Raw genomic sequence first — 13161 nt, 5'->3', positions numbered from 1 at the left:
CCCTTGCCCTGACTCCCTCACTGCGGCATGGTGTCATCTGCCTGTCCGGGAGCTGACCATGCCACATTTATACGACCCTGCCATGTACCGCTTCACCGAGCCTGCGCCAACTTATTGGCGTACGCGCCTTACGCCGCAGGCCTACCCCGTGCTGGCGGGGGGACATACGGTGGATGTGGCGATCATCGGTGGTGGCTTCACCGGGCTGTCTGCTGCTTTGCATCTGGCGCGGGATTATGGTGTGGCGCCACTGGTGCTGGAGGCGGGGGAGATGGCCTGGGGCGCTTCTTGCCGCAATGCCGGGTTCAATACGCTGGCGGCCACCAAGCTGGGCTGGCTGGACATGCAGCAGCGCTGGGGGCGGGAGGCGACGGTGGATTTCTACGCCTCGCAGCGCGAAGGCATGGCGCTGGCGTCGGAGCTGGCACAGCAGGAAGGTTTTACGCTGGAGGCGTGCGGCGAGGGCAGCTATATCGTTGCCCACAGCAAGGCCGCCTGGCAGGAGCTGCAGGATGAAGCCCTGCTGTGGCAGCGCGAGGCAGGGCTGCCGGTACGCATGCTGGATGCGGAGGCTTTTGCGGCCTGCGGGCACGGTGGCAGCGAGCAGTACGGCGCCATGTGGATCGAAGCGGGTGGCGGGCTGAACCCGCTGGCTTACGCGCAAGGTCTGGCCGGGGCGGCCAGCCGCCATGGCGCGCAGCTGTATGCACACAGCCCGGTGCTGAGCTGGGTGCGGAATGGTGGCCATCATCTGCTGCACACTCCCGGCGGGGAGGTTCGGGCCAGGCGGGTGATCGTGGCGACCAATGGCTACCCGCTGCAGATGGGCCCGGCCGTGCTGCGCCACCGGCTTTTGCCGGTGATCTCCAATATTGTGGTGACGGCACCGCTGAGCGAGGCGCAATGGGCGCAGCACCAGTATCAGACGCTGGCTCCAGCCTGCGATGCCCGCCATTTGCTGAACTACTACCGCCGCCTGCCGGATGGTCGGTTGCTGTTTGGGGCGCGCGGGGACCTCAGCGGCAGTGAGGCCGATGGCGTAAAGATGAAAGCGGCGTTACAAATGGCCATTGCCCGCAAGTTCCCAGCCTGGGCCGATGTGGAGATCGACTACTTCTGGCGTGGCATGGTATCGGTCACCCGCAAGCTGGCGCCTTCGTTCGGCGCGCTACCGGATGACCCCAGCGTATTCTACGGTTTTGGTTGTTATGGCAATGGCGTCAACACCATGCCATGGATCGGTCGCACCCTGGCGCGACAGCTGGCCGGCGTGCCGCTGAGCCGCAGCGAGCGTTGCCCGGTCTACGCAGGCTTGCCGGGCCGATTGCCACCGCTGCGCATGCTGCAAAAGCTGGGGCTGCGGCTGGCTTACGCCCGCTATGCTCGACTGGATGCCCGTTCGGCGTGAAGACGGGAGCGCGGGAAAATGTGGTGCACCATAGCAATGGGTACCGGCAAACATGAAAGCGATAACGGATGAAGATGTACATTCTGGTGCGGGACGATATCCCGCTGGGGTTCGCCATGGTGGCGGTTGCGCATGCTTCTCTGGCGGGGTATCTGAAGTTCAAGGATAGCCCCGAGGTTGCGGCCTGGTTGGCTGGGCCCTTCTACAAAGCGGTTTGCAAGGTCAATGCCAAGGAGTTCGAGAATGCCAAAGCGGTCGCGGATCATCTGATTCTGACCGAATCGGCCTTGGGGCAGCAGGAGGTGGCGATCGTCTTCAAGCCAAGGGATGAGTGGCCCAAGATGTTTAAATTCCTGCGGCTGTACAAAGAGGCACCGGTGGTGCCTGCTGTGGTGTAACTCCAGACGGGCTCTGCAGGGTAATGACATCCACTGGTCAACGCGTTGTCCTGTTCGATGGGGTTTGCGTGCTGTGTTGTGCCAGTGCGCACTTGCTGATGCGGCTGGATCGTCGCACTCGTTTCAGGCTGGGTACCATCCAGAGCCTGGCGGGGCAGCAGGTGTTACAGCAACTCGGCATGTCGCCAGATGATCCGGAGAGCTTTGTGCTGCTGGAAGGCTCACGTGCCTATACGCACTCGACCGCCTGCATCCGTATCCTGTGGCGTTTGAGTCTGCCGATGAAAGTGCTGGGGCTCCTGCTGTGGCTGGTACCGCGCCCTTTGCGCGATGCCCTGTACCGGACCGTGGCTCGCCATCGTTTTCACTGGTTTGGACGGCGTGACTACTGCATGGTGCCCTCAGCTGCAATGGGTGAGCACATTTGGCAGCCAGAGGTGGCGCAGACCGCCGCTGAGCCTGTACAGCGCAACAGGCAAGGTATGGTGTAGCCGTTTGCCCGCCTTGCCGTAGTATCAGCGCCGCATGGGTGACCTGCCAGGTATCGCTTTCTGATACTAAACATTCATTTCATCAATAAAATCCGTGACTTGCTACCATGCCTTCCATCAAGAGCGAGGGGGCTGGGGATGGACAGCATGCTGTGGGTGGCGTGTGTGCCGGTGGGCATCGGGGTGTGTGGCTATCTGGTACTCACCGCAGAGGCCAGGTTGCGCCGCCAGGCCGAGCTGGTGCTGCTGTATGTCGGGGCCTGCTTGCTGCTGGGTGTGCTGGCGCTGGCGTGCATGCCCCGCCTGGCCTGGCTGGTGCCGGTGTTGCTGTTGAGCCTGGCCTTGCTGGCCCCGCTGCTGCAATCCGCCGAGAAAAGCTCCCCTGAGCCGGTCACCGCACGGGTGCTGGGCCAGGGGCTGACCACCGTGATGCTGGCCGCCAGTATTCCCTGGTTGCAGCAGATGGGGCAATGAAGTTTGCCAGGCGCGACCCTACGATGGCGTGGTGCTCGTTCAGGCAGGGTGTCCAGATCATTCAATATGCATATAATCGCCACACGATCAACAGGAGGAACACCATGAAACGGATGTATTGGGCTGCTTTGTGTGCGCTGGCACTGGGCGCGCAAGCCGCACCGGCATTGCAGCGTCACCACCAGAAGGATGCGCTGGTGTATTACAGCGGCGAAGTGGTGGTGAGCGGGCAATACCTGCAGGACAGCAGCGATGAGCTGCTGGGGAATACGCTGTGTTTCACCCCGGATAAAGCCACCGCAGGCCTGATCCCGCGTGAAAAGGGGGATACCCGCAGTGCCTGGTTCTGCTTTGATCCACAGACCAAGGCGCGGTCGATGCTGAAGCTGCCCGCCAAGCCTGCCAAAGGCCAGTGCGGCTTCAAGGGGACGGCCACGTTGCGGATCGGCCACTATGTGGTCAATACCGAGCAGTCCGATGTCTATGACACGGCGCAATTGCTGCAGGTAGTGAGCAGCGGCAAGCCGCAGCCGGTGGCGTGCCCGCAGTAAACTGGCATGGTGGCTGCAGGCGGGGGCCTGCAGGAACGGGAGCACAAGGAGCGCAGCACAGCATGGCAACTCTGTCGATGAGCACCACTTACCGGCACATTCATCAGCTCAGCCTGCCCGGGCAGTGCCCGCACTGCGGTGCACAGGCGCTCACCGGGCACTACTTTCAGCTGCAGCGGGAAACCCGATGGACCCTGAGACTGACGGATCAGCTGAGCAGGCGGGTGTCCTGCACGGCCTGCCAGCGTGAGTGCGCTCCCGCCACTTGGGATAAGGCGCTGACCGAGGCCTGCCAGGCCGGTGAGCAACAGGCTGTGCGTCTGCCCACCAGCTTCCGCTGGAAGACACCTGCCAAGCTCCTGATGGCGATGCTGCTGCTGGTTGTGCCACTGCTGATCTGGGCGATTTCGGCCTGGACGGATCATCAACTGCGTACGGCCATCAGCCTGCAGCCCCAGCCGGGGGATAGGCTGCTGGCCATGCCAATTGCGACGGATACTGACCCGGAGCCCAAGTCCACCTATCTCTGGTTGAAGGTGGAACAGGTGGGGGACCTTGAGTTCAGCCTGATTCCCTATGCCGGGAGCTGCACCACCCGGGACGATTGCCCCAAACCGTCAGAATCTGCGCTGCAGCCGGGGCTGCGCTTTCAGGCCAGCCGCGAAGATTTCCGCAAGACCGGTAATAACCTGAATGGGCAGGATGCTCGCGGGGCTGAGCAGCACTATTTCGTTGTGGATTTCGAGCGGCCCTGATGTCGCTTTGCCGGTGATCAACGCAGGGGGGTGATCGAACAGCTTAAGCAAAGCCAAAGCCTGGCATGGCTGGACTGGCACCCGACCCATCCCGATGGCATAATGCCCGGTCCTGTAGCGGCCTGCCGTTTTTGAGCGGACTCACCCATGATCATTGTCCAGTCCATTACCACCACCTATGTCCCGATCCATCAGGCCAGCCTGTCGCGGGCCTGCCCCTATTGCGGTCAAGGTACCTTGCAGGCGGATTACTTCCAGCTGCGCATGGAAACCCGTGGTTACATGAAGATGACCAAGAAGGTGGCTGGTCTGGTGTCTTGCCCCTCCTGTCATAACGAGCTGCATCCGCTAGGGTGGGATGATCTGCTGGAAGAAGCCTATCTGGCGGAGCAGAAGCAGGCGGTATTGCAGCCCAAGACATTCCGCCTCAAGTGGGGATTCAAGCTGTTTCTTGCATTGCTGCTGTTGCTGTTCATCGGTATTGGGGTATGGATTTACAGCACGATCACCGGAGAGCAAGGCCGCAATCTGGTCAGCCGCGATCCCAAGGTGGGCGACCTGATGCTGGGGATGCAGATTGCCTACAACACCACTGAGCAGCCGCATCCGCGTTTCCGTTGGTTGAAGGTGGCGCAGGTGACGGACAAGGATGTGACCGTGATGCCTTATGCCGGTGGCTGTGAAACCAATAGCTGCTCAGTACCGCCCGAGAGCGACCTGCAAACGCAGCAACATTTCCGCCTGAGCCGTGCCGAGCTACCGGAGCGTTTCTCGCTGAATGGGACGGATGAAAACGGAGCAGAACTGCATTTCTTTGTGGCTGAAGCGAGGAGGCCCTGAGCATGAGTGTTTCTCCCAATATGTACCATGGCCGGTCGGATCGCAGCATCTTCAAGGGCTTCTGGGGTTTGAACCTGTTTGGTGCGGTGTTTCTGGTGTGGGCCTGGTTCCAGAACAAGGAGTTGCTGGAGCTGGAGCAGGGTGATGTGGCGTCGGTGACCATGGACCGTACCCTGGTTGCGCTCTACAAGGCCTTTGATACCATGCAGCAAGGCCGCATGGCAGTGGTCGGGGCGATTATCGCGGTGGGGGTCTGCTTTATGCTGGGTGCCTTCTATGGGCTGTACAGGCGGATTCGCATCCGTAGCGCCATCCCGCAGCGCCATTAATCCTGCAAGGGTTTGCACAGGATGGTGCGGCTGAAGCGGCCCACCCAGTCCGGAATGCAAGCCAGTACCTGATAGCCGCGTCGCTGGTACAGCTCGGCCACCGGGTCGAGCAGGGTCTCGATCAAGGCATCGCGGCAGCCGCGCTCACGGGCCGCTGCTTCGATCTGGGTTAGCAAGTCGCTGGCCCAGCCTTGCCCGCGCTGTCCCTCATCCACCCACAGGTACTGGATGAACAGGCGGCCCAACTCGGTACGGCCACACACCCCACCCCGCAATTGCCCATCCTGCCGTATCCAGCAGGCCAGCGGTCGCGCATCACCTTGCGACAGGCTGCGCCCGTAGCGGGTGACGCCGTCTTCCAGTATCTGGATGTCAGTGTCAGCGGGGTTTTCGTCCAGAATGATCTCGGGCATGTGGCCTCCTTGTTCTGAGAACCTGTTTATGGTCTCGCGAGCGAGGGTGAGACAAGGCGAAAACGGCTGAGGAAGCGGAGTTTACTCGGTGGTAAATGAGCATTCCGAAGTTGTTTTCAACGCCGTATCGCCGTCGCGCAGCAGACTATAAACAGGTTCTGAGGCCGCATGCTGGCATGATTCATTGAGGTATCGCAAGCGGCCCGCAGCGCCGGGCAAGGGGCTGCCGGACACCCTCGGCTCAGGCATAATGCCGTTTTTGGAGCCCAACCCCGATGAACGCCGACAAGCGCCGACAGATTTTCGCCCGGCTGGCTGCCGCCAATCCGGAACCGACCACCGAGCTGGAATACCGCACGCCGTTCGAACTGCTGGTGGCGGTGATGCTCTCCGCGCAGGCCACCGACAAGAGCGTGAACCTGTGTACCCGTGAGCTGTATCCGGTAGCCAATACCCCGGCGGCGATTCTGGCGCTGGGGCAGGAGAGGCTGGAGGGTTTCATCAATCGCATTGGCCTCTACCGCAGCAAGGCCAAGCATGTGATTGAAACCTGTCAGCTGTTGCTGGAGCGGCACGACGGCGAGGTGCCGGCGGAGCGCGCAGCGCTGGAGGCCTTGCCGGGGGTGGGCCGCAAGACAGCCAATGTGATCCTCAACACCATTTTCCGCCAGCCAACCATGGCGGTGGACACCCATATCTTCCGCCTTTCCAATCGCACGCGGCTGGCTCCAGGCAAGGACGTGCGAGCGGTGGAGGACAAGTTGCTGAAGGTGATCCCTGCGGAGTACCTGCTGGACGCCCATCACTGGCTGATTTTGCATGGCCGCTATACCTGTACGGCGCGCAAGCCGCATTGTGAGTCGTGTATCATTGCCGATCTGTGTGAATTTCCGGGCCGTACTGTTCCGGTGAGTGAGTAAGCATGTTCGATCCCAGCCGCGACCAGGCCCGCCAGTTCCTGTTTGATACCTGGCGCAAGCACCACGATGGCCTGCCCTTGACCCCGCTGGAGGCCATGGCGCTGGACGTGATCGGTGAGCATCCGGAATACCACGCCATCCTGTCCGACCCGGATCGTTACCTGACGCGGGATTATCCGGCGGAGCAGGGCGAGCCCAACCCCTTCCTGCATCTGATGATGCACCTGTCGATCCGCGAGCAGCTCAGCATCGACCAGCCACCCGGCGTGCGCGCCCACTTTCATCGCCTGTGCCTCAAGCTGGGCAGCGAGCATGAGGCGGTGCATGCCTTCCTCGACTGCTTTGGCGAGATGCTGTGGCACGCCCAGCGCTACCAGACCATGCCGGACCCGGCCATCTATCTGGATTGCCTCAGCCGTAAATAAGCCTTGTTGTTGTGGGGACGTGAAGGCGATGGTATCTCATAGTGACTTTGTCTGAATTTCCGGACGTTGTCTGGTTATCTGGAAAACTGCATGCCACCTGAGCGGTAACGACATTTTGTCGGTACTGTCTGCTTTTCCAGACACTGCCCTCATCCGGCCATGACCACCCACCAGGGTGGCATCGCTCGCCAGACCGCATGCCAGCAGATGCGCCATGCGGGAAAGGCCAGCTGGCACGTCGTTTGCTATGTACTCAGGAGCCCAAATACCCTGAGAGGGAGCGCTGCATGCACGCTGTGGATGATCTGCCACCCAACCCGGCCAACTACACGCCGCTGACGCCGTGTACCTTTTTGCAGCGTAGCGAGCAGGTATGGCCAGACAAGCTGGCCGTGATCCACGGCCAGCGCCGCTACCGCTGGCGTGAGGTGGGCGAGCGGGTGCGGCGGTTCGCCTCCGCGCTGGTTCAGCATGGGGTGCAGACCGGGCAGACGGTCGCCATCCTCGCCCCCAATATTCCGGAAATGTTCGAGGCCCACTTTGCGGTGCCGCTATGCGGGGCGGTACTGAATACCCTCAACTATCGGCTCGATGCCCGCACGCTGGCGTTTCAGCTGGACCACGGCGAGGCCAAAGTGCTGCTGGTGGACAGCGAGTTTGCCGGGCTGGCTCGTGCCGCCGTGGCGCTGTGCAGCCATCCGCCCCTGCTGGTGGACATCATCGACAGCGAGTACGACAGCGGCGAGCGGATTGGTGCGCTGGACTACACCACCCTGCTGGAAGAAGGTGATCCGCACTGGCAGGCGCCCGCGCTGGTGGATGAATGGCAGGCGATCAGCCTCAATTACACCTCCGGCACCACCGGTAACCCGAAAGGTGTGGTCTACCACCATCGGGGCGCGTACCTGAACGCGGTGAGCAACATCCTCTCCAGCCAGATGACGCAAGATACCGTCTACCTGTGGTCCTTGCCGATGTTCCACTGCAATGGCTGGTGCTTTATCTGGACGCTGGCCGCGCTCGGGGCCACCTCGGTCTGCCTGCGGCGGGTAGAGGCCGCCAGCATGTACCGGCTGATTGCCGAGCATCAGGTCAACGTGATGTGCGGGGCAGCGGTGGTGCTGGGCCTGTTCCTCAATGCACCGCCCGAGCAGCGCCGCACCTTCCCGCGCACCGTGCAGTTCAATGCCGCAGCGGCGCCCGTGCCGGTGCCGATCATCCGTGCGGCGGAAGCCATCGGCTTCAAGGTGCTGCACCTTTACGGGCTGACCGAAACCTACGGCCCGGCCACACTGTGCCAGTGGCAGCCCTCCTTTGAGCAAATGGACGAAGCCGGACAGGCGGATTTCCTGCGGCGGCAGGGGGTACGTTACCCAATGCTGGAAGCGGTGACGGTGATGAACCCGGATACGATGACCCCGGTGCCCGCCGATGGGCAGTCGCTGGGCGAAGTGATGTTCCGCGGCAACATCGTGATGAAAGGCTACCTGAAAAACCCGAGTGCAACCGAGGAAGCGTTTGCCGGGGGCTGGTTCCACTCCGGTGACCTCGGCGTGTTGCACCCGGATGGCTATATCGAACTGAAAGACCGCGCCAAGGACATCATCATCTCCGGTGGCGAGAACATCGCCTCCATCGAAGTAGAGGCCGCGCTTTATCAACACCCGGCGGTACTGGAGGCGGCGGTGGTGGCGTGCCCGGACGAGAAGTGGGGCGAGGTGCCCTATGCCTTTGTCGCCCTGCGCAGCGGGGTTGAGGCCCCGGCAGAAGCCGAACTGCTGCAGTGGTGCCGCGAGCATCTGGCGCACTACAAGGTACCGAAGCGGGTGCTGCTGGGCGAGCTGCCCAAGACCAGTACCGGCAAGGTACAGAAGTTTGTGCTGCGTGATCGGGCTCGCCAGATGGTGGCCTGAACCCGCCTGACATACCGTTTTTTCAACCGTGGGTATCCATGCCCACAGGTGGGCTTGGCGCGCGATGGCAACATCGCGCGTTTTTTTATACGGGAGAAAGGGCCGGGCGATCCAGCTTGTCCGGGTTCAACTGCAGGTAGAGACCCTGAATCCCCTGTGCCCCGACTGCAAAGCTCATCTGGAAGTACACTGTGCCCCCGGTAAAACCCAGCAATACCGTTTCACCGCCCCGGCTGGCCAGCTGGATGGACTGCTCTGCCGGCTGTAGCTTCCGTACCCCCAACAGCAAACGGCTGACGGCACGCGGGCCATGCACCGGTCGGCTGGCGGCCAGCACCTTGCCGCCGCCATCGGAGTGTAGCTGCACCGCTGGCGCCAGTGTCGCCAGCAGGCCGCTCAGGTCACCACTCCCCAAGGCCGTCAGAAACTGCAACAGCACTTGTTGCCGCTGCTCCGGCGGACAGGCAAAGCGTCGCTCTCCCTGTTGCAGCCGCTTGCGCGCGCGGCTGACCAGTTGGCGGCAGGCGGCCTCACTGCGGCCCAGCACCGTGGCAATCTGCCGGTGGTCATGGTCAAAACTGTCGTACATCACCCAGGCCACCCGCTCGTCCGGACTCAGCCGCTCCAGCAGCAGCATCAGCGCCTGCCCCAGTTCGGCACGCTGCCCCAGCTGTGCCAGCGGATCGGCCTGCTCGTCAGCCTCGTCCTGCCACGGCGCGGGCAACCAGCTGCCCGCATAGTGGTGCTGCGCCTGCCGCCGGAGCCGCAATTGGTCCAGGCACAGGCGGGATACCACCGTATGCAGCCAGGCTGCGGGGACCCCCGGCAGGCTGGCTTGTGCCTGCCAGCGCAGCCAAGCCTCCTGCAGTACGTCCTCCGCCGCATGCCGGTCCCCCAGCATGCGGTAGGCCACCCGCTGCAGGTGAGCACGTTGCGCGAGAAAAGCATCTGCCATCATCAGGCCATCACAGGAAAGCTGCATGGTACACCGCTGGAATCGCCACCGGGTACAGCCACCCGGCCATTGCCATCACCCAGCTCGCTCCCAGCAGCAGGCCCAGCATTGCACCACCGCACAGACAGCGCCCTGCTTGCTGGGGCCAGCGCCGCGCCAGCCGGGCGCCCAGATGCAGACCGAGCGCGCCTACCGCCAGCGTGTAATACGGCGCAAAAAACAGCCAGGCGGGGTGGTGGTGCAAGCCTGCGGCGGCAAAGTGTACATCGGTATCCAGCCCGGCCAGCCGCCCCAGCAGGACCGCGCTGACATGGATCAGCAGAAAGAGCAGCAAGGCCAGACCACTCCAGCGCTGCCAGCGTAGTGCGGGCAAACTGCCACGTCGGCTACGCCACGCCAGCATCACGCCACTCATCAGCTGCGTGCAGATCGCCAGCAGCAACACCGCCTCCAATGGCGGCCAGCGATACAGCTGCCGCAGGCTGTGCATCACCGCCCGGTGCGCCTCAAAGCCCACGAACAACAGCAGGTGATTGCCCAGATGCAGCAGCAAAAACACCCCCAACACCCCCGCCCCGAAACGATGCCACCCCCTCATGATGCCTCCTGCTTGACCTGATCACACCATGACGGCGGAGCGATACGAAATGTGACAGGCTGCATGAACATGGCTTTGCCGCTACCTTAGCAGCGCTGGCCACCTTATGGGTGGTCATGTTGGTGATTGCGTGCTTGGGAACGGGGTGGTTACCTTACGGACATAGCATGATGAAAGCATGACGACACACTCTAATTATTTGTGTAAATTTGCAAGCATAAAATAACTTCATGCTTGCAATATGTCGATTATCAGTCCATTATGCAAGTATCTGGCCGAGGAGATGGTTATGTCAGCAACAGGAAAGCGAGCAGGAGGGGTTGCACGTGCCATGGCACTGCCTCCGGAGGAGAGAAGCCGCATTGCAAAGTTGGCGGCAGATACACGCTGGGGTGACCAGGAAAAGCAATCTCAAGACATCCGTAAAGCAATTTGGGGTGAGCCTGAGAAAATGCTAAAAATTGGGGATATATATGTCGAATGCTATGTGCTAGATGATAAGACACGCGTACTTTCAGGTCGGGGCATGCAGCAGGCGATAGGCTTAGGTGGTGAGGCAAGGACGCATGGCGGTAAGCTTCGAGAGTTTTTGTCGTTGACAACCATTAAGCCATATGTTGATGCTGAACTTGCGATGGCAATCAACAATCCAGTTAGATTTATACGCCCCGGCAGAGGGGGGGTACCTGCCCTTGCATTTGAAGCCACACTCCTAATTGACTTATGTCATACCATCTTAAAGGCAAAAGATAACCCGGGTTTTCGTAGGGCGTGGATTCCTTTAGCGCTTCAAGCGCAATTGATAACTTTAAGCTTTGCGAAGGCTGGAATTATCTCGGCGATTGATGAGGTAACTGGTTTTCAAGAGGTAAGGGAGAAGGATGAAATCCAGAAGATTGTTAATAAATATTTGATGGACTACGCAAAGAAGTGGGCAAAGGTATTTCCAGATATTTTCTGGACTAAGCTTCTCCGTGTAAAAGGGTATGAGAGCTACATTGGACTGCAGCGCCCCTCTTTCGTTGGCCATTGGGTTAACGACATTGTTTATGAAAGACTGGCCCCTGGGGTAAGGGCACGCCTAAAGGCATTAAATCCTAGAACTGAAAAAGGGAATAGGAGGTATAAAAATCATCAATTTCTTACTGATGATCATGGTGTGCCTGAATTAAGGGAACATTTGTCAAAGGCCATGGCTTTGATGGATGCATCATCAACTTCTGACGAGTTTGAAAGATTGTTGAATCGAGCACTTCCAAAATTCGGTGACACATTACAACTTTTTTAATGATTAGTAGTTTGGGTTATGCTGAAGCATGTAGTGGTAAGGTGTCCCCATCTACCCGTAGCGGCAGGTGTATTCGTGTCAGTAGGTCGGAGGGGGCGGTGTCGCGCGGGTTGTTGAGGTATTCCTCGATCAGCGGGCCGTCGGCGGCGTCGTAGTCGGAATGCGGCAGCCATTGGCCCAGCAGCCAGCGGTAGCTGGCGTGCATGCCATCGTAGGGGCCTCGGTGCAGCAGGGTGGCGTAGGGGCCGGCGTGGGTGGTGTAGGGCTGCAGCTCGGCGTGGGGCAGGCTCGGGGGGGTGGCAAACGGGCCGATGGCGGCGACGGAACGGCGCAGGCGTTCTGGCACCCGGCTGGGGTCGTCCAGATACAGGCCAAAGCAGCGTGGGCCGTGTTGCAGCAGGCCGCTGGCGGCGGTGTGGGCAAACAGGCGGTCAAAGGCGCGTCCAATCAGCATATAGCTGCCTTGATGAGCGATACCCAGCAGATGCATGGCGGGCAAGGGCTCGATGCTGACTTGCAGCGCCTCGCCGGGCGGCTGCGGTTGCTGTAGGGTAAAGCTGCGGTGCTGGCCGAGGGCACGGTAACGGGCCGGGGGCACACCGTAGGCGGCCTTGAAGGTGCGGCTGAACGAAGGCAGGCTGGGGTAGGCGGCACGGCGGGCGATGCGGGTGAGTGGCAGCGCGCTGTAAGCCAGCTCGGCCGCAGCGCGGTGCAGGCGCAGCCGCCGCACGGTGCGGGCCAAGGTTTCACCGTACATGGACTGGTAGATGCGGTGCCAGTGGTGGGGTGACATGCAGGCCACCTCGGCCAGCACGTCGAGGTCCAGCGTGCTGTCGAGGTGGTCGTAGACATGGTCGATCACCCGGCACATGCGCTGCACATAGCGCTGTGCCGGGCCACTGGCCGGAGCCTCAATGAAGGCCGACATGGATCGCGATGTCGCAGCGTCCATCGGCTTGCTGGCGGTAGCGTTCAAAGTCGCAGCGGTAGGCTTTGCGGGCATCGTTCCAGTTCCAGATATCGCGCCAGCGTTCGCCGACATGCTCGGGGCGGCCGCTGGGTACGTCAAACACGGCATAGCGGGCGGCGGGCAGCGTGAAGGCCTGCAGGCCGTCCGGCACCGGTGCATCGTCCGACACCGCCACGCCGATCACATAGGTGTAAGGGCCGACATTGTCGACACCGGGGTGGCTGAATTCCGTATACACCGCGTAGACGGCGTCGTCCAGCCGTCCACGGATGCCATCGAGCTTTTGCCCGCCCATCACCTGTTGCCAGTAGGCGGGGATGTCCTGGTCGGCGGTGTCATTGCTGGTGCGAAAGGCCATGCCGATGATGCGCTGGGGCTGTTGCAGCGTATGGTAGTTCATGTCTGTCTCCGGGTGGTGGGTTAAACGCACCCC

General features: G+C 61.3%; 17 protein-coding genes. 12 read left to right on the top strand and 5 right to left on the bottom strand.

Going from position 1 to position 13161, the window contains the following annotated elements:
• The first annotated feature begins 58 nt into the window (after window positions 1-58).
• The 8 genes from ACE3O2_RS01575 to ACE3O2_RS01540 all read left to right on the top strand — a co-directional run bounded on the left by ACE3O2_RS01575 (window position 59) and on the right by ACE3O2_RS01540 (window position 5246).
• On the top strand, window positions 59-1408 hold the full coding sequence (locus ACE3O2_RS01575; protein ID WP_374334533.1) for an NAD(P)/FAD-dependent oxidoreductase: 1350 nt from the start codon (window positions 59-61) through the stop codon (window positions 1406-1408).
• A 68-nt stretch (window positions 1409-1476) separates the two neighbouring features.
• The gene (locus tag ACE3O2_RS01570; protein WP_374334532.1) at window positions 1477-1806 is read left to right on the top strand and encodes a peptidyl-tRNA hydrolase; all 330 of its coding nucleotides are present in this window, start codon (window positions 1477-1479) and stop codon (window positions 1804-1806) included.
• A 23-nt stretch (window positions 1807-1829) separates the two neighbouring features.
• On the top strand, window positions 1830-2297 hold the full coding sequence (locus ACE3O2_RS01565) for a thiol-disulfide oxidoreductase DCC family protein (RefSeq protein WP_374334531.1): 468 nt from the start codon (window positions 1830-1832) through the stop codon (window positions 2295-2297).
• Window positions 2298-2435: 138 nt separating this feature from the next.
• Window positions 2436-2771: a hypothetical protein gene (locus ACE3O2_RS01560; RefSeq protein ID WP_374334530.1), complete on the top strand. Its 336-nt coding sequence runs from the start codon at window positions 2436-2438 to the stop codon at window positions 2769-2771.
• Between the two features lie 104 nt (window positions 2772-2875).
• Window positions 2876-3322, top strand: a complete 447-nt coding sequence (locus ACE3O2_RS01555) for a hypothetical protein (protein WP_374334529.1) — start codon at window positions 2876-2878, stop codon at window positions 3320-3322.
• A gap of 62 nt (window positions 3323-3384) precedes the next feature.
• On the top strand, window positions 3385-4077 hold the full coding sequence (locus tag ACE3O2_RS01550) for a hypothetical protein (RefSeq protein ID WP_374334528.1): 693 nt from the start codon (window positions 3385-3387) through the stop codon (window positions 4075-4077).
• A gap of 147 nt (window positions 4078-4224) precedes the next feature.
• Window positions 4225-4917 (top strand): hypothetical protein, encoded by a 693-nt coding sequence (locus tag ACE3O2_RS01545; RefSeq protein WP_374334527.1) that lies wholly within the window; start codon window positions 4225-4227, stop codon window positions 4915-4917.
• A 2-nt stretch (window positions 4918-4919) separates the two neighbouring features.
• Window positions 4920-5246: a hypothetical protein gene (locus ACE3O2_RS01540; protein WP_374334526.1), complete on the top strand. Its 327-nt coding sequence runs from the start codon at window positions 4920-4922 to the stop codon at window positions 5244-5246.
• Here the strand turns inward: ACE3O2_RS01540 and ACE3O2_RS01535 are convergent.
• Complete coding sequence (locus ACE3O2_RS01535; RefSeq protein WP_374334525.1) at window positions 5243-5659, bottom strand: GNAT family N-acetyltransferase; 417 nt, start codon at window positions 5657-5659, stop codon at window positions 5243-5245. The genes ACE3O2_RS01540 and ACE3O2_RS01535 overlap by 4 nt on opposite strands.
• Window positions 5660-5934: 275 nt before the next feature.
• Between ACE3O2_RS01535 and nth the strand changes: the two genes are divergently transcribed.
• The 3 genes from nth (at window position 5935) to ACE3O2_RS01520 (ending at window position 8917) form a co-directional block, all read left to right on the top strand.
• Window positions 5935-6579 (top strand): endonuclease III, encoded by a 645-nt coding sequence (gene nth / locus ACE3O2_RS01530; protein ID WP_168876098.1) that lies wholly within the window; start codon window positions 5935-5937, stop codon window positions 6577-6579.
• Between the two features lie 2 nt (window positions 6580-6581).
• A complete protein-coding gene (locus ACE3O2_RS01525; protein WP_168876097.1) occupies window positions 6582-7004 on the top strand; it encodes a DUF1841 family protein in 423 nt (140 codons plus the stop codon).
• Window positions 7005-7291: 287 nt separating this feature from the next.
• Window positions 7292-8917 (top strand): acyl-CoA synthetase, encoded by a 1626-nt coding sequence (locus tag ACE3O2_RS01520; RefSeq protein WP_374334524.1) that lies wholly within the window; start codon window positions 7292-7294, stop codon window positions 8915-8917.
• A gap of 85 nt (window positions 8918-9002) precedes the next feature.
• Here ACE3O2_RS01520 and ACE3O2_RS01515 read toward each other — a convergent pair whose 3' ends face one another.
• Together ACE3O2_RS01515 and ACE3O2_RS01510 are read right to left on the bottom strand one after the other, a co-directional pair.
• Window positions 9003-9899: a sigma-70 family RNA polymerase sigma factor gene (locus ACE3O2_RS01515; RefSeq protein ID WP_374334523.1), complete on the bottom strand. Its 897-nt coding sequence runs from the start codon at window positions 9897-9899 to the stop codon at window positions 9003-9005.
• A complete protein-coding gene (locus tag ACE3O2_RS01510) occupies window positions 9883-10470 on the bottom strand; it encodes a hypothetical protein (RefSeq protein ID WP_374334522.1) in 588 nt (195 codons plus the stop codon). The genes ACE3O2_RS01515 and ACE3O2_RS01510 overlap by 17 nt, the downstream gene beginning before the upstream one ends.
• Before the next feature lie 241 nt (window positions 10471-10711).
• Between ACE3O2_RS01510 and ACE3O2_RS01505 the strand changes: the two genes are divergently transcribed.
• The gene (locus tag ACE3O2_RS01505; protein WP_374334521.1) at window positions 10712-11758 is read left to right on the top strand and encodes a P63C domain-containing protein; all 1047 of its coding nucleotides are present in this window, start codon (window positions 10712-10714) and stop codon (window positions 11756-11758) included.
• A 16-nt stretch (window positions 11759-11774) separates the two neighbouring features.
• Here the strand turns inward: ACE3O2_RS01505 and ACE3O2_RS01500 are convergent, their stop codons facing one another.
• Together ACE3O2_RS01500 and ACE3O2_RS01495 are read right to left on the bottom strand one after the other, a co-directional pair.
• Entirely contained in the window at window positions 11775-12686 is a 912-nt protein-coding gene (locus tag ACE3O2_RS01500; RefSeq protein WP_374334520.1) for a GyrI-like domain-containing protein, read from the bottom strand.
• Window positions 12670-13128, bottom strand: a complete 459-nt coding sequence (locus ACE3O2_RS01495; RefSeq protein WP_374334519.1) for a GyrI-like domain-containing protein — start codon at window positions 13126-13128, stop codon at window positions 12670-12672. The genes ACE3O2_RS01500 and ACE3O2_RS01495 overlap by 17 nt, the downstream gene beginning before the upstream one ends.
• Between the last annotated feature and the right edge of the window lie 33 nt (window positions 13129-13161).

Source organism: Leeia sp., assembly GCF_041909055.1.
Classification (GTDB): domain Bacteria; phylum Pseudomonadota; class Gammaproteobacteria; order Burkholderiales; family Leeiaceae; genus Leeia; species Leeia aquatica.
Note: the sequence above shows the minus strand (reverse complement) of the source record. Positions and strands in the feature narration are given on the sequence as shown.